Raw genomic sequence first — 15,547 nt, 5'->3', positions numbered from 1 at the left:
GTTCTACCTCGGTTCCGATCAACTCAGAGGACTCACGAGTCGTTCTGTACAGGTGGCCTATCTATCGACGAGTTGTAGCGTGACGAATATAACGAGGGTAAGCGGGAGAATATACGCGAGGAGAATAGCTATGACCCCGACAGCCAGATTAACTGCGCCACCGCCACCAGAGCCTGTCTGTATGTAGATGAGGACAGCGAACCAGAGGGTTGCTAACTGAATAATCCGAGTATCAGCCATAGAACAATTATTAATCGTTTCTATAAATTTTTTGATAAGTAAGCGAATTCTACCGCCTGATTCAGGACATAGACGGAGAAAATAACATTGTTCAGGTGCTGACTACATCCTCTGTATCTCGCACGCAGTTCGTATCATTTTCTAAGGATTTCAACAGCGCCTTTTCCTCAGGAGTTCGGAAAGGTACTGCCCGTTCTTTGTTAGTATTTTCCCTAACACTTATCGGAGCAGGGTGCGTCGACACACGTGTGGATGAGCGATGATGTCACCGTACTCGAAGACGAGATCGAGGCCTATGCCGACGGCACTGTTGCGCGGGTTCGCGTGCTCTCGGTCCCAACCTCGGATCGGTTCGAGGACGGGATCAAGTACGCCTACCACTACGGCGAAGCCGGCGCGAGCCGATCATCCGGTTCGACAACCACCACGGCGTCCACGAACTCCACCTCGGGGGCGAGACCTCCGAGATCGACTACCCCGGCCTTGCGGAGATCTTCCGCGCGTGGCGGGCGGCGCTCCCAGAGGAGAAGCGCGACGACTGGTAGCGCGTTCGAGCACGGTGACCGACGTACTGGCCGCGACCAACTCCAACCGACGACCCCACACTACCCATGACTCAGACACTCCACGTTCGGATCAAGTCCGCCGACCGTAGCGACCTCGAAGAGCGCCTCGAAGCGATCGATGCCGGCGAGGACGTCGAACCCAGCGAGCCGACGCTCTCGATCGAGAACCTCGAGACGTTCGGCCGCGTCTTCCGCTCGACCAACCTCGAACTCTTAGAAGCAATCGTCGAACACGAGCCAGGGAGCATCCGCGAACTCGCGCGCCTCGTCGACCGGAACCCGCCAGAAGTTCTCGAAAACGTGAACGAGTTGGCCGACTACGGCCTCCTCGAACTCGAAGAGGATGGCCGGGCCAAGCGGCCGGTCGTGTGGTACGACGAGATCGACGCTGACATCCCGCTCACGACCGGGTCGGGACAGGGGCGCAAGGCGAACGCCTGACCCAGCGAGGAAACACGGACGGGCGACGATGTCGACCCCGAGGATCCGCGTCCTAATGGTCACGAGCGCCGTTCTCACGGCTGGCCCTTTGAGTCCCGCCCTGCTCCGCACCACTCCCTTGCGCGTGCGACATCGCGCCCTATCGGGCGCTCGTCGGCACGCGCCACCGCAGAGGCTTCGTTGGAGTAATAGCGTTTCAGAACAGCAGCGTCCCCCTCAGATCGCCTGCGCCAGCAGCACGACGTAGGTGACCGCGTTGTAGATGCCGTGGACCAGCCCCGGCACCAGCACGTTGTCCGTCCACTCGTAGAGCGCGCCGAGGACCGAGCCGAGGACGACGACGACGCCGACGTACGCCCACCGCTCGACCGGGGTCCCGGAGACCGCCGGGAGGTGGATCAGGCCGAACGCGAGGCTCGCGACCAGCACCGCGGGGACGGCGTCGAACGCGCGCCGGATTCCGCCCTGAACCACGCCGCGGAACAGCAGTTCCTCTACGGGTCCGACCACCGCGAGCGACACCGCGATCATCGCGAGGTAGTAGACCACGGGGTCGCCGGCGGGGACGACCGCCTGGTTCTGTCCGGTCGAGAGCCCGACCTGATCGAGCGCGAACAGGGCGCCGTACTGGAACCCGAAGAGGACGATACCGCCGCCGACGATGATCGCCGCCTCGCGGGCGGTCGGCCGCGAGAGGCGGACGAGCCCCCACTCGTCCGTGATCGCGAGGTACCCCGCGACCGCGACGACGAACCCGACGAACTGGAGCACCGTCTGGGTCAGCTGGTAGCCGGTCGATCCCTCCGCCACCAGCCCGAGGGAGGCGGCCAGGTCCGCTCCCGGCGCGGAGATCGCGCCCGCGACGAGGAACGCGAACACGATCGCGAACAGCGCGCTCGCGACGCGGAACAGTCGCCGGCCGATCACGCCCGCGAGGGGGTCGTCGCTCATCGTCGGCTGTACGGCGCACGGGGGTTTAGACGCACCGGAAGGGGAGAGACGCCGCTCCCGGGACTCGGCTCCGCGGCGTCAGTCGATCCGCAGCTCGCGCTTCTCCGCGACCGCCTCGGCCTCCGCGAAGTCGCCGCCGCCGAGCAGCCCGCGAGCCGCCTTCTTCCCCCACTCGACGGCGGGCTGCGTGAACGTCGAGACGCTCGCCAGCTCGCCGTACAGCACGCAGGCCGCCTCCATCCCGAACAGGAGCTCCCCGAGCGCCCGTTCGTCGACGCGGTCGATCTCGACGCGCACGTTGGGGACGCCGGCGGCCGCGAGGCTCGCCTCCGTCGCCTCGAACTCGGCGTCGAGCAGCCCGCCGAGCGACGAGCCGCCGAGGTACGCCAGCCCGTCGAGGTCCGTCTCCGGAATCGTCACTCCGGCGCGCTCGGTCGGGCGCACGAGCGTCACCAGCTTGTCCGGCGGCCCGGCGCGGTACAACTGGAGCTGAGAGTGCTGGTCGGTCGCGCCGAGCGCGCGCGCCGGCGTCTGTCCCAGCCCGTCCTTTCCGAGGCTCTCGGCCCACAGCTGGGCGAACCACTCCGCGAACGTCTCTAACGACTCCGCGTACGGCATCACGGCGTTGGTGAGCGCGCCGCGCTCCGCGAGCGCGTACGCCGCCGCCCCGTAGGCGTAGGCGGGCGACTCGTACAGCGACCCGGAGAGCGCGTCCATCCCGTCGCGGCCGCCCGCGAGGACGGCCTCGACGTCGTGGCCCTGAACTGCGGCGACCGCGAGGCCGACCGTCGACAGCACCGAGAACCGCCCCGGAACGCCGTCGGGGACCGGGAGCGAGGGCAGGTCGTGGCGGTCCGCGAGGTCGCGGAGATTCCCTTCTTCGCCCGTCGTGACGAGGGTGCGTTCGGTCCAGTCGACGCCCGCGTCGGTCATCGCCTCGCGGACGACGAGGAAGTTCGCGAGCGTCTCCGCGGTCGTCCCCGACTTCGAGACGACGTTGACGACCGTCTCCTCGAGCGGGAGGCCGTCGAGCAGCCGCCGCGTGTCGTCGGGGTCGACGTTGTCGAGGACGTACGCGTCCACGTCGCTGTCGAGGGCCTCCGACAGCGTCGCCGCGCCGAGCGCGCTCCCGCCGATACCGACCGTCAGCACCGCCTCGGGGCGGTCGAAGCCGTCGACCGCGGCGCGGATCTCGTCCGGGTCCGCGGTCTCCGGGAGGTTCAGGGCGGCGTACCCGAACTCGTCGTCCGCCATCCCGGCCGCGATCCGCTCGTGTGCGGCCGCGACACGGTCGTCGAGCCTGTCCAGCGTCGCCGTCGTCAGCCCCGGGGTCGTCCCGAGGGCGTTGCCGAGGTCCACTCGCATACATCACTCACCGCGGGAGAGCGACTTAAAAACCGCCGACGGGGGACGCCCCCCGCGTCGGCGGGGCGGCGGGCGGCCCGAACGCGCCGCGAGCGACCGGGCTCAGTCGGCCGCCGCGACCGGCTCCTCGTCGTCGAGCGCGGGGCGACCGATCAGCCGGTCGAGTGAGAGCGGGCCGGACCCGAGCGTGAAGACGGCCGACGCGAGGCCGAACAGCGCCACGTGAGCGAGGACGGGGTCGTCGGGGAGGCCGAACAGCGTCGTCGTGAACAGGACGAACGAGAGCGCGGCCGCGCCGCGGGTGAAAAAACCCGCGATGAGCGCGAGGCCGACGGCGACCTCGGTCACGCCGGCGCCGACGACCCACAGTCCCGGATCGACGGGGACGACCGACGTGAGGTCGTACTTCTCGACGACGAGCAGCGCGCTGCCGGGGTCAGCGAGCTTCTGGATCAGTCCGAGGTAGACGAACGAGACGCCCATCCCGACCCGGAGCACCGTCGGGACGTAGCGCCGCAGCGGGGCGGTCGCCTCGTCGAGGAACGACTTCAGGTGGTGGACGGGGTCGATCCGGCCGTAGTACGACCCCGGCGTGCTCGCGACCTCGAGGAGCATGTCGTCGGCGCTCGGCCGGCCCCCGCCGAGGACCGCCAGCGCGACGAACACCGGGACGTACTCCACCGCGAGGACGACGAGGGGGTCGACGGCGGCGAGCACCCACGCGTACGTCACCAGTCCGACGACGGAGACGATACGCGTCGCCAGCCCGAAGAGGACGAAGAAGCCGAGCCCGATGAAGAGCACTCGGAGGAGCGGGCTCGCGGCGGTGTCGAACGAGAGCGTCGGCGCGAACAGGTACCCCTGGAAGCCCGCGCCGACGAGGGGGAGCCCGACGGCGAGCCGCAGCATCCACGGGACGAGGTCGCCGTAGCCGGCGAGCTTCTCGCGTAGGACCACGACGTCGACGATGGTGGGACGTATCCAGAGGTAGACGGCCAGCCCGGCGACTCCGAGCAGCCCTGACCCGGCGAAAATCGCCGCGTTGAACGGGTCCGAAAGCACCTCCGCGACGAACCCGACCGCGTCGAGCGGGTCGCTCGGGTCCTCGGTGACGTAGTCGACGTGGGCCGCGACCGGCCGCGCGGCGAGCGTCGCGAACAGGGCGAACGCGGCGACGGCGGCCGACCGGAGACGAACGGACATACCTCACGTACGGGCCGGACACACCTAACGGTATTTCTTCACGAACGTTCGGATGCGACTCTGAGGCGTCCGTTTCGGGAATTCGAACTCGGTCGCCTACGGCGCCCGGGCGACGACGCCGAACGTCTCCGTCCGGGTGGCGGCCGAGACGACCTCGAAGCCCGCGGCCTCCAGCGCCGCGACCGCCTCGGCGGCGGCGAACCGCTCGTCGACGGGCGGCCCCTGCTCGCCGGCGCCGTCGCCGGCCCAGTCGAACGTCGCGACGACGCCCCCGGACCCCACGACGCGCGCGACCTCCGCTATCGCGGCGTCGCTCGCGAACTCGTGGTAGGTCATCGTGGAGACGGCGCCGTCGAGCTCGCCGTCCGCGAACGGGAGGTCCGCGACGTCGCTCGCGACGAGTTCGACGTTCGCCGGCGTCCCCTTCTCGCGGTACCGGTCGTGCATCTCGGGCTGGATGTCGACGCCGTAGACGGTCCCGACGCGGGCCGCCACGTCGTCGGTGTAGAACCCGGTGCCGCTGCCGAGGTCGGCCACGACCTCGGCGCCGGACTCGGCCAGCGGACCGACCAGCTCCTCCGCGGACACCCAGCGGTAGCGGTCGGGGCGCTCCAGTCGGTCCGCCTGATCGGCGTCGAACGTGTGGAATCCCATGCGCGGTCTTGTGCGTCGAGCGCTAAAACGCGTCCGGTCGAGCCGCGCGCGGCCGCGTCCGACTCGGGAGCGAGCGACCCCGCCCGCGGTTCACCACTCCCGCGCTAGCGCGTCGAGGAGCCTGTCGACCTCCGCCTCCGTCGAAACGGCGTGAATCGACGCGCGGATCCCGTTCGGATCCGGCAGCGACCGGACGACGATGTCGTCGTCGGCCAGTCGCTCGACGGTCGCTTCCGGGTCGTCGACGTCGACCGTGACGAGCCCGGACTCGTACGCCTCCGGACTGAGCAGCCGATCGTCGGGGACGCCCGCTTTCAGCCGGTCGGTGAGCGACTCGATCCGCGACTCGATGACGTCGAGGCCGACCGCGTCGATCGCGTCGAGCGCCTCGACGAGGCCGACGTGGGCCGCGGCCGTCGTCGTCCCGACCTCGAAGCGCCCGGCCGCCGGCTTGAACTCGATCTCGTCGCCGGTCGGGTCCTCGACGCTCCGGTAGCCGACCGCGCGCGGCGCGAGGTCGGCCGCGGCGTCGCGGTCGACGTAGAGGAAGCCGGCGCCCCACGGGCCGAGCGTCCACTTGTGTCCGGCGGCCGCGACCGCGTCGGCGCCCCACTCGGCCACGTCCATCTCGACCTGCCCGGGCGACTGGACCGCGTCGACGAGGGTGAACGCGCCGGCGTCGTTCGCGACCTCGACGAGGTCCGCGACCGGGAGGCGCGTGCCGTGGGTCCACGTGATCGCGCTGAAGCAGACGAGCCGGGCGTCCGCGACCGCCTCCGCGTACTCGTCGCGGTCGACGCGGCCGTCCTCGGTCTCTAGGACGCGCACCTCCACGCCCTCGCGTTCGAGCCGCTTCCACGGGAGGACGCCGGCCGGGTGTTCGAGGTCGGTCCGGACGACGACGTCGCCCGGCTCCCAGTCGATCGCGCCGGCGACGCGGGCGATCCCGTCGCTCGTGCTCTCGGTCAGCGCGATCTCTTCGGGGTCGGCGCCGACGAACGCCGCGATCCGCTCGCGTACCTCCTCGTAGGTCCCGAAGGCGTGCTCGTAGGGGTCGGTCGTCGCGGAGCCGTACTCGTGGTCCTCGACGAAGGACGCGGCCGCTTCGACGACGTACTCCGGACTGGGGCCGTGCGCGCCGAAGTTGAAGTACGCCGCGTCGCCAAGCGCCGGGACGTCCGCGCGGAGCTCTCTCGGGGTCATACCGTCGTCGTCGGTTTCGATCGTTCTCATGGTGTCGGTTCTGGCGGTCCGGCGGTCGTCTGTCGAAGGCGGTGCGGCTCGGGTCGGGTCAGGCTGACGGTCCGGCGACCGCCTCGGTCAGCGCCTCCTCGGTCTGTGCGCCGACCATCTGCTCGACGAGTTCGCCGTCAGCGAACACGAGCAGCGTCGGGATCCCCTGAACGCCGTACTCACCGGCCAGCGACTGGTGCTCGTCCACGTCGACCTTCAGCACCGCCGCCTCGGTGTCCGCCGCGACCGCCTCGACGGCCGGCTCCATCATCTGACACGGGCCGCACCAGTCGGCGTAGAAGTCGACGAGCACGACGTCGTGGTCGTCGACGTGCGCGTCGAACGCGTCCGTGTCGGCCAGCTGGATCGGCTCCGCGGGAGCGGCTTCTGTTGAACTCATACTCATAGATACGCCCCTCGCCGTGATAACGGTTTTGGATAAAATTTACAATACTACGCGTGATAGCGTCCCGAATCGGTCCGGTCCCGCCGCGAGGCGGCCCGCAGCGGTCGCTGTCGGCGTCGAGAATCACGCAGCCGTCGGGCGTACGGCGCCGGAACGGACCGCGTCGGAGAGGGGGGAGAGACGGCGGGAGATCGGTGGGCGAGGACCGCGTCGACCGCGGCGCCCCGCGCTGCTCGATTACTGAATGTGGCCTTCGCGGCGGAGCTGGTCGGCGTCCTCGTCCGAGTACCGCCACTCGACGTTCGCCTTCTCGTCCTGCCAGTCCCACGGCTCCGCGAGGACCACGTCGCCCTCGCTGATCCACGTGCGGTACTTCATTCGCCCGGGGATCCGGCCGAGTCGCTCCTCGCCGTCGGCGCAGCGCAGCTGAACGTGGTTGCCGCCGAGGTGTTCCGTCACCACGGCGAACACTTCGTCGTCGTTGGGCATTCGGAGGTTCTTCCGCCCGGATTCTTCGCTCATACCTCCCGTTGTGCGCTCGCCCGTATAAGTGATTGGAGACGCGTGTGTGCGTTCGGCGCGCCATCCGTTCGCACGACGGCGCCGACCCGCGGTACGCCCGGCGGCCGCCTCCTCCCCGGCGGTATCTCCCTCCTCGCTCCCGACCGTCTCACTCGGCGTCGGTGACCGCGGCGGACCGCTCCCCGCGATCGACGAGCGCGTCGTCAGCGAACGCGGCGTCGACCTGCGCGAACGTCTCCGGCTCCGTGCCGGAGTTGTCGACAACGACGTGGTCGGTCGCGACCTCGTCGAACAGTTGCTTGAAGTGGAGGTGGATGTCGAAGTCCGCGTCGCTGATCCCGTCTCGGCGCTCGATCCGTCGCTCGACGACGTCCTCGTCGCAGGCGACCTCGACGAGGTCGAACTCGGCGCCGGCCTCGGCGGCCGTCTCGCGGGCATCCGTCCGGAACCGGTCGTCCGCGAACGTCGCGTCGAGGACGACCGCGTCCCCGGCGTCGACATCGTTGCGGGCGCGGGAGAGGAGTTCGACGTAGACGGCCTCCGTCTCGGCGTCGGTGTACTCCGGGTCGTCGAACAGTTCCTTTCGAATCACGTCGGTCCGGCGGATCCGGCCGTCGACGTGGTCGGCGATCCGCTCGGCGACGGTCGTCTTGCCGACGCCGGGGAGTCCGCAGACGACCACCAAGCGCCCGGTCGACGCCTCGTCGTCGCCGGTCACGGCGGCCGAGTCCGACGCCGTCGGCGCGAGAGAATCGGCCGTGTCGCGGTTCGAAATCGTCGATTCGCCCCGGTCCGGCGCCCGACCGCCTCGGTCACTCATCTATCCGTATCCTCCGGGGTGAGACAAAAGAAACTTCCTATTGGCCATCCCGCGACTGGCGCCGCCAGCGCTCCTCTCCCGCCGGTCTAGAACTCCTCGACGTACCGCTCGATGACCGAGGTGTCATCGTGGGTCGTCCACTCGTAGTCGGTGAACTCCTCGTGAACCGTCGGTTCGACCGGCTCGGGCGGCGTGGAACCGCCCCGCTCGCGCGGCACGCCGCCGGTCGTGATCCCGACGACCTCCCCGTCGAGCGTGAGCAGGGGACCGCCGCTGTTCCCGCTCAGCGAGGGGACGGAGGTGAGCAGCGTCTCCCCGTGCCCGCGCTCGACGTACCGCCCGATCGACACCGCCCAGTTGCCGATCCCGAACGGATGGCCGACCTGAACGAGCGGCTGCCCCGTCTCGACCGACGTCGAGTCCCCGAGCGAGAGTCGGTTGCTCGGGGAAAACTCCGTTTCGAGGACGGCCACGTCGTGGTACGGGTTGTCCAGGTACTCCGACGCCCCGACGAGTTCCGGCTCGAACTTCTCGCCGCCGATCGACCACGCCTCGAACTCCTCGCTGCGGTCGACGACGTGGCTGTTCGTGAGGAGACCGCCACCGTCGAGGAACCACGCGGTCCCGCCCTCTCCGCTCTCGCCCCTGATCACCGCGACCGCCGCCCGGACCTCTTCCCCCAGCGCGCCGGCGCGGTCGAGTTCCGCCTCCGAGAGTTCCGCGGGCTCCGGCGGCTCCGGTTCCGACTCGTTTCCGGAGACCGCCCGCCGGGTGACGTCTTCCGGAAGCGCTCCGCTACACCCGGCGACGCCGGTGACCAGTCCGGTCGCCCCGACCTTGATGACGGCTCTCCGGGTCCTGTCCTCCATGATCGGAGTCCATTACCCGTCGGGATATACGTTGGTATCCGCTACCGTCCCGAGTCCGAAAATCGATTCCGCGGACTCCTCGCGTCGCTCGTCGCTGCGAGGAATCAGAAACGGGTTGGGGCGGATTTGAACCGCGAGGACTTCGCTCCGCTCGTCCTCTGGGTTCGAATCCGCGACACCACTTTGTCGACACGGACCGCTCGCTATCTCTCACGGTTGTGGTGTCAAGAAAAATGGGTTGGGGCGGATTTGAACCGCGAGGACTTCGCTCCGCTCGTCCTCTGGGTTCGAATCCGCGACACCACTTTGTCGACACGGACCGCTCGCTGTCGCTCACGGTTGTGGTGTCAACAAAAATGGGTTGGGGCGGATTTGAACCGCCGGCCTCCTCCATGTCAAGGAGGTGTCATAACCGGACTAGACTACCAACCCGAAGGGGCTTACTGACGCATCTCGTCGTTTCCGTGGAACGTAATTGAACCTTTCGTTTCGGGTTTCGGGTCGGCGGGGTCGGACGAGCCGATCGGAAGACGGCGCCGTGACGACCTCGGATCCCGTCGGGGCACCGGCCAAGCGCCCGCCGCCGCCGGCGTCCGCGCGTCGGCGTTTTTCGACCGGTTTTACCCGTTCGACGAGAGTCCCCCCGTATGGTCGACATTGCCGCCCGCACCGACAGGCTCGACGCGTACCTCGACGAGCGCGGCCTCGAGGCGGTCTGGTTCGCGCGCCCCAACGGCTTCGCGTGGCTCACCGGCGGCGATAACGTCGTCGACGGCGACGCGACGACGGGCGTCGCCGCCGCCGGCTACGACGGCGGCGGCCTCCGCGTGATCACCGACGACATCGAGGCGGACCGGCTCGCGGCCGAGGAGCTTCCGGACGCGTTCGCGGTCGAGTCGTTCCCGTGGTACGCAGACTCCCTCGCCGGGGCGGTCGCGGATCGGTCGCCCGCCCCTGCGGCCGCCGACTTCGACGTGCCCGGGTTCGAGACCGTCGACGGGAGCCGGCTCCGGCAGCCGCTCACCGACGACGACGTCGAGCGGTACCGGGAGCTGGGCCGCGAGGCCGCCGCCGCGGTCGAGACCGTCTGCCGCAACCTCGAACCCGAGGACCCCGAGTACGAGGTCGCGGCCGGCATCGACATCTCGCTGGCCTCCCGCGACGTGGACACGCCGGTCGTGCTCGTCGGGGGCGCGGAGCGGGCGGGGACGTACCGCCACTTTACGCCGACCGACGCGAGCCTCGGCGACTACGCGCTCGTGTCGGTCACCGCCGAGCGCGCGGGGCTGTACGCCTCGCTGACCCGGACCGTCGCCTTCGACGCGCCCGACTGGTTCGAGGAGCGCCACCGCGCCGCGGCGCGCGTCGAGGCGACCGCGCTCCGGGCCACCGAGGCCGCCGCGGCCGGAGCCCTCGCGGGAGGGAGCGGCGGCGACGACCGCGACGCCCCCGATACCGCCGGCGACGTCTTCGAGGCCGTTCAGGCGGCGTACGACGCGGTCGGCTTCCCCGACGAGTGGGAGCAGCACCACCAGGGCGGCGCCGCCGGATTCGCCGGCCGGGAGTGGATCGCGACCCCGGACGGCGACGAGCCGGTTCGGCGGCCGATGGGCTACGCGTGGAACCCGACGGTGCGGGGAACCAAAAGCGAGGACACGCACCTCGTCGCGTCGGACCTGACCGAGCGCCTCACGAAGACGGGGCGATGGCCGACCCACGAGGCCGAGCCGGTCGACGTCGCGGGGATCGACGCGGAGCCGGTGGAGCTGTCGGCGCCGGTGATCCGGTAACGGGGCGAGTTCGCCACTCCCGAGCCGAAGCCGGCCAGAACACCGCGTCAGTACCGGTACTCGCTCTCGTCGATGCCGACGTAGTCCCGCTTCACCCGCCGCTTGTTCCACTTGTAGCCGAGCAGTAGCTTCAGCGACTCCCAGCCGGAGCGGTACGGCTGCGAGAGGAGGTCGTCGCCGGTCTCGGCGGCGAGCATCGCGTCGGCCGCCCCGATGACGCGGTCCCAGTCGGCCGGCTCGTACTCCGCGACCATGTCCGCCATCGTCACGTTGCGGACGACCTCGTCGCCTATCGCCTCCTTCCAGCGCCGGTTGTACGCCGCCAGGTCGCCCTCGGCGGCGAGTTCGCCGGCGATGGCGCCGGTTCGGACCGCGACGTGGTCGCCGCCCTCGTGGAACGACGACGTGGTGCCCATCGCGCCGCCCGCGACCGCGATGCCGGCCTCCACGGGCGAGTCGATCGGCCGGGTCGACGAGATCGGATACGTCTCAGTTCCGTTCCGCTTCCCGGCGTCCTCGACGAGCGGAAAGTCCTCCTCGACGTCGTACTCGTCGCCGTACTGCCACTTTAGGAGCCGCCGGATGTACTCGCCACCCTGCGGGATCGACTCGTCGTCCTCGCGGAGCAGCGCGTACTCGCCGGCGTCGACCTCGTCGATGTCGAGACCGATCGGCATCGTCAGCCCCACCCGACAGACGCGGTCCGCGTTCGGGAATATCCACGGGTAGGCGGTCTCGCCGGGCATCACGCCCCACCAGAAGACGAGGGCGTCGTTCACCTCCTCGAACACGTCCTCGGGGACCCGCCGGTACTCCTGGTAGGCGATGTGGTTCGCGGTGCGGGAGGCCAGCCGATCGGACGCGGCCGCGTCGGCGGGCAGGTACTCGTCCAAGACGCGGTTCGTCACCGTCCGCTGCGGCCCGTCCGCGAGCACGACGAAGTCGGCGCCGACGGCGCCGCCGTCAGCGAGTTCGAGCGTGTGACGCGGGTCGTCGTCGCCGGCCGCGACCGAGAGGTCGGTGTCGACCCCGCGGACCGAGGCCCCGACGCGGAACTCGGCGCCGGCGTCCTCGGCGCGCTCGCGGAGCCAGTCGTCAAAGCGCGCGCGCTGGAAGGTGTACCCGAACTTGTCGTACGAGGAGTCGATCCCGGTCGCGGTGAGCGTGGCCGACTCCTCCGGGCCGCGGAACTCGGCGCGGTTCAGTTCGCGTTGAACGACCCCGTCGTCGAACTCGTCGGGGTGGATCCCCATGATGTCCACCCAGTAGTCCAAGATCCCGGCCGCGTCGGTCGAGTCGGGACCGGGGCCGTCGCGGTCGGCCCGGGGGACGCCCTTTTCGAGGACCACGGCATCCGCTCCGCCGGTCGCGGCCGCGTGCGCCGCGGACGACCCGGCCGGCCCGCCGCCCACGATCGCGACGTCTACGCGTTCCATATCCCGTGAGGTCGCCGTCCGGGTATTAAATTCACGGTCCCGACGCGGGCCGAACCGGGCGTCGCTTCGGCTCGGGGCGCCGAATCCCGCCTCTGCCGCCCCGGTGCCTAATTGATCACGTTCGATGATTACTGGTGAGAGCGGCGGAGAGACACGTTTTTACCGGGTTAGGGATCTCTCTCCGACACCAATGGCACGCGAGACGTGGGCGACGCGGGCGGGGTTCATCCTCGCCGCGGTCGGTAGCGCGGTCGGATTGGGGAACATCTGGCGGTTCCCCTTCATCACCGGCCAGTACGGCGGATCGTCTTTTCTGATCACATACCTAGCGTTCGTCGCGCTGATCGGGTTCCCGGCGATCCTCGTGGAGTTCGTCATCGGGCGCCGGACCGACCGGAACCCCGTCGGCGCGTTGCGGGAGTTGGGGAGCGGCGTCTGGTCGTACGCCGGGTGGCTGTTCGTCGTCACCGGCTTCGTCATCCTCTCGTACTACAGCGTCGTCGCGGGCTGGTTCCTCCGGTACACGCTCATCGGGATCACGGAGGGATACACGCTGACCGACCCGTCGGAGGCGAACGCGCTCTACCAATCGGTCTCGGCCGGTCTCGACGCGGTCGCGTTCCACGCCCTCTTCATGCTGCTCGTCGTCGGCATCATCGCCGCCGGCGTCAGGCGCGGTATCGAACTCAGCGTGAAGGTGATGGTACCCGCCATTCTGGTGCTGCTCGTCGGACTGGCCGCGTACGGCTTCACGCTTGACGGCGCGACCGCGGCGTACGGCTACTACCTCTCGCCCGACTTCGGAACGATCGCGGCCAACTGGACCGAGATACTGCCCGCCGCGGCCGGTCAGGCGTTCTTCACCCTCTCGCTCGGAATGGGCGTGATGATCACGTACGCCTCATACCTCGGCGAGGACCGAAACCTCGCGGCCGACGCCGGGGTCATCGCGACGATCGACACGCTCGTCGCGGTCCTCGTCGGCTTCGTCGTCTTCCCCGTCCTCTTCTCGGTCGGCATCGAGCCGGGGACGGGCGGTCCCGGCGCGATCTTCGTGAGCCTCACGGCCGCGTTCGCAGGAATCCCCGGCGGTCGAGTCCTCGGAATCGTCTTCTTCGGCATGGTCGGGATCGCCGCGCTCTCCTCCGCGATCAGCATCCTCGAAGTGCTCGTCTCCTACCTGATCGACGAGGTCGGCGTCGCTCGCGTGCCGGCCGCGGCCGCGGTGGGCGCCGCGGTGTTCCTGCTCGGCGTGCCGGTCGCGATCGACACGATCTTCCTCGGCCTGTACGACGGGCTCGCGTACGGCATCCTGCTCGTCCTCGGTTCGCTGCTGCTCGCGCTGTTCGTCGGCTGGGTCGTGCCGGATCTGGGCCGCGAAGAGCTTCGGAAGGGGATCGCGGACGTCGGCGGCCTCGACGTCGCGTGGATCTGGGTCGTTCGGCTCCCGGTCGCAGTCGTCATCCTCGTCTCGTTGTTCCTCGGCGTCACCGACTACGTCGACTTCCTCACCGGCGGCTTCGCCGACTGGCTGGCGGCGCGGTAAGCCGACGGCGCGGTGGCCGCGGTCTCGGGGTCGACCTCTCGCCCCGCCTCAAACGTGTTCCTCGCGCGGCTGGACCACGACGAATCCGCCGTCCCCCTCGAATCGCATCTGGTAGCGCTCGCCCGACTCCTGGCCGATCATGTCAGAGAGGCTCCGGTTGACCTCCACGTCGGGGGAGGTGCCGCCCCACGCGACGGTCGCGCTCGGGTCGGTCGCCACCGGCGGCTCCAAGACGATCGGGTCGCCGTGAGTGGTGAGCGCGACGTAGCCCGGGCCTTCGAGGTAGACGTTGCTGAAGCCGCCGGCGAGCGCGCCGGCGAGGCTGTCGATGGCGCTGATCTCGTAGGAGAGCGACTCCTCGAACGCGAGCACGTCCTCGCCGTTGACCGTGATCGACTCGCCGGCGCCGAGTTCGATCACCTGTACCTTCTTGCCGTCGTCCGCGAAGTAGACGTGCCCGTCACCCTCGACGGCCATGATCGGCGTCCCCTCGCCGGTGGCCGCCTCCTTGAGGAAGCCGGTTATGCCGCCCTCCGCGGAGGCCTTCCCGGTGAACGAGACGTCGCCCGTGTACGCGACCATCGAGCCCGCCTTCGCCATGACGGTGCCGGCGACCTCGACGTCTAAGGTGTAGCTGTTCTCGCGCTGGAACGGTTCCGCGCTGTCGGTCGGTGCGTTCTCGGCGGTGAACTGATCGAGGTTCATGATGCGGGGACCGAACCGTCGGGTTCGGCTGTTCGGAGATTGCGCCTTGCGGATGAAGAATCTACGGGAGAGACAAAGAGCGCTTTTGGCCACCGTCGCACGCCGCGACCGGTGTCGTCGCCGACTCCGGCCTCAGTACACGACCAGCGAGAGGTACAGCTGGCCGATCCCCGCGGCGATCATCACCGCGCCCGCGACCCGCTTCAGCAGTCCGGCGTGGGCCATCACCCGGTTGGCGTTGCTCACAAGTCCGACGCCCGTCGCGACGGTCGTCGCCGCCATCAGGACCGCGACGGTGCCGGCGTAGACGGCGAGGATGAGGGCCGCCGTCTCCGACGGGAGCGCGATCGCGCGGGCGACGACGCCCAGAAACACCGGCGCCACGCAGCCGGCCCCGGCGAGCGCGTACCCCGCGCCGAAGACGCCGAACCCGAGCACGCTCGACCGACGCTCCGGCAGCGGCACCGATATCGACGGCGCGCGCCCGGCGACCACGAGCAGCCCGAAGACGACGAGCAGCCCGCCGACGAGCGTCTCGAACACCGTGATGTTCGACAGCGTCGAGTAGCCGACCCGGAGGGTGGCGCCGGCGAGCAGCGCGAACGTCGCCAGCACGCCGACCGCGGCCGCGACGCCGCGGGCTCCCGCTCCCAGGACGGACGCGGAGTCGGCGTCGACGGAGTTCACGTAGAAGCCGACGTACCCCGGGAGGAGGGGGTACGCACAGGGCGAGAAGAACGTCGCGATCCCCGCTGTCACGGCGAACGGGACGTTCGTCGCGAGCGAAACGTCGGTCATCG

At 69.5% G+C, this 15,547-nt stretch carries 16 protein-coding genes, 1 tRNA gene and 1 pseudogene; 4 read left to right on the top strand and 14 right to left on the bottom strand.

Annotated features, from left to right (window positions below):
* Positions 1-57: 57 nt before the first annotated feature.
* Positions 58-240, bottom strand: coding sequence for a hypothetical protein (locus KI388_RS09180; RefSeq protein ID WP_215086357.1), 183 nt, complete (start codon positions 238-240; stop codon positions 58-60).
* A gap of 252 nt (positions 241-492) precedes the next feature.
* Between KI388_RS09180 and KI388_RS15645 the strand changes: the two are divergent.
* Positions 493-785 (top strand): annotated as a pseudogene (locus tag KI388_RS15645) (DUF6516 family protein).
* Positions 786-851: 66 nt separating this feature from the next.
* On the top strand, positions 852-1,247 hold the full coding sequence (locus tag KI388_RS09175; protein WP_215086356.1) for a hypothetical protein: 396 nt from the start codon (positions 852-854) through the stop codon (positions 1,245-1,247).
* Between the two features lie 216 nt (positions 1,248-1,463).
* Here KI388_RS09175 and KI388_RS09170 read toward each other — a convergent pair whose 3' ends face one another.
* The 10 genes from KI388_RS09170 to KI388_RS09125 form a co-directional block, all read right to left on the bottom strand.
* The gene (locus tag KI388_RS09170) at positions 1,464-2,198 is read right to left on the bottom strand and encodes a CPBP family intramembrane glutamic endopeptidase (protein WP_215086355.1); all 735 of its coding nucleotides are present in this window, start codon (positions 2,196-2,198) and stop codon (positions 1,464-1,466) included.
* A 78-nt stretch (positions 2,199-2,276) separates the two neighbouring features.
* Positions 2,277-3,563 (bottom strand): glucose-6-phosphate isomerase, encoded by a 1,287-nt coding sequence (locus KI388_RS09165; RefSeq protein ID WP_215086354.1) that lies wholly within the window; start codon positions 3,561-3,563, stop codon positions 2,277-2,279.
* A gap of 102 nt (positions 3,564-3,665) precedes the next feature.
* Positions 3,666-4,766, bottom strand: a complete 1,101-nt coding sequence (locus tag KI388_RS09160) for a DoxX family protein (RefSeq protein ID WP_215086353.1) — start codon at positions 4,764-4,766, stop codon at positions 3,666-3,668.
* Between the two features lie 96 nt (positions 4,767-4,862).
* A complete protein-coding gene (locus KI388_RS09155; RefSeq protein ID WP_215086352.1) occupies positions 4,863-5,420 on the bottom strand; it encodes a class I SAM-dependent methyltransferase in 558 nt (185 codons plus the stop codon).
* Between the two features lie 90 nt (positions 5,421-5,510).
* Positions 5,511-6,653 (bottom strand): aminotransferase class V-fold PLP-dependent enzyme, encoded by a 1,143-nt coding sequence (locus KI388_RS09150; RefSeq protein ID WP_215086351.1) that lies wholly within the window; start codon positions 6,651-6,653, stop codon positions 5,511-5,513.
* 58 nt (positions 6,654-6,711) lie between these two features.
* Entirely contained in the window at positions 6,712-7,053 is a 342-nt protein-coding gene (gene trxA, locus KI388_RS09145) for a thioredoxin (protein WP_215086350.1), read from the bottom strand.
* 243 nt (positions 7,054-7,296) lie between these two features.
* On the bottom strand, positions 7,297-7,581 hold the full coding sequence (locus tag KI388_RS09140) for a translation initiation factor eIF-1A (RefSeq protein WP_006112429.1): 285 nt from the start codon (positions 7,579-7,581) through the stop codon (positions 7,297-7,299).
* Between the two features lie 148 nt (positions 7,582-7,729).
* A complete protein-coding gene (locus tag KI388_RS09135; RefSeq protein WP_215086349.1) occupies positions 7,730-8,401 on the bottom strand; it encodes an AAA family ATPase in 672 nt (223 codons plus the stop codon).
* 86 nt (positions 8,402-8,487) lie between these two features.
* A complete protein-coding gene (locus tag KI388_RS09130; RefSeq protein WP_215086348.1) occupies positions 8,488-9,270 on the bottom strand; it encodes a serine protease in 783 nt (260 codons plus the stop codon).
* A gap of 357 nt (positions 9,271-9,627) precedes the next feature.
* Positions 9,628-9,702, bottom strand: a tRNA-Val gene (locus tag KI388_RS09125).
* A gap of 215 nt (positions 9,703-9,917) precedes the next feature.
* Here KI388_RS09125 and KI388_RS09120 point away from each other — a divergent pair.
* Complete coding sequence (locus KI388_RS09120) at positions 9,918-11,060, top strand: M24 family metallopeptidase (RefSeq protein ID WP_215086347.1); 1,143 nt, start codon at positions 9,918-9,920, stop codon at positions 11,058-11,060.
* A 47-nt stretch (positions 11,061-11,107) separates the two neighbouring features.
* Here the strand turns inward: KI388_RS09120 and KI388_RS09115 are convergent, their stop codons facing one another.
* Positions 11,108-12,496: an NAD(P)/FAD-dependent oxidoreductase gene (locus tag KI388_RS09115; protein ID WP_215086346.1), complete on the bottom strand. Its 1,389-nt coding sequence runs from the start codon at positions 12,494-12,496 to the stop codon at positions 11,108-11,110.
* A 190-nt stretch (positions 12,497-12,686) separates the two neighbouring features.
* Between KI388_RS09115 and KI388_RS09110 the strand changes: the two genes are divergently transcribed.
* On the top strand, positions 12,687-14,042 hold the full coding sequence (locus tag KI388_RS09110) for a sodium-dependent transporter (RefSeq protein ID WP_215086345.1): 1,356 nt from the start codon (positions 12,687-12,689) through the stop codon (positions 14,040-14,042).
* A 48-nt stretch (positions 14,043-14,090) separates the two neighbouring features.
* Here KI388_RS09110 and KI388_RS09105 read toward each other — a convergent pair whose 3' ends face one another.
* Both KI388_RS09105 and KI388_RS09100 read right to left on the bottom strand, forming a co-directional pair.
* Positions 14,091-14,747, bottom strand: coding sequence for an AIM24 family protein (locus KI388_RS09105; RefSeq protein WP_215086343.1), 657 nt, complete (start codon positions 14,745-14,747; stop codon positions 14,091-14,093).
* A gap of 132 nt (positions 14,748-14,879) precedes the next feature.
* Positions 14,880-15,545, bottom strand: coding sequence for a cytochrome c biogenesis protein CcdA (locus tag KI388_RS09100; protein WP_215086341.1), 666 nt, complete (start codon positions 15,543-15,545; stop codon positions 14,880-14,882).
* Positions 15,546-15,547: the final 2 nt, after the last annotated feature.

The sequence above is a fragment of the Halorubrum sp. 2020YC2 genome, assembly GCF_018623055.1.
Lineage (GTDB): Archaea > Halobacteriota > Halobacteria > Halobacteriales > Haloferacaceae > Halorubrum.
Note: the sequence above shows the minus strand (reverse complement) of the source record. Positions and strands in the feature narration are given on the sequence as shown.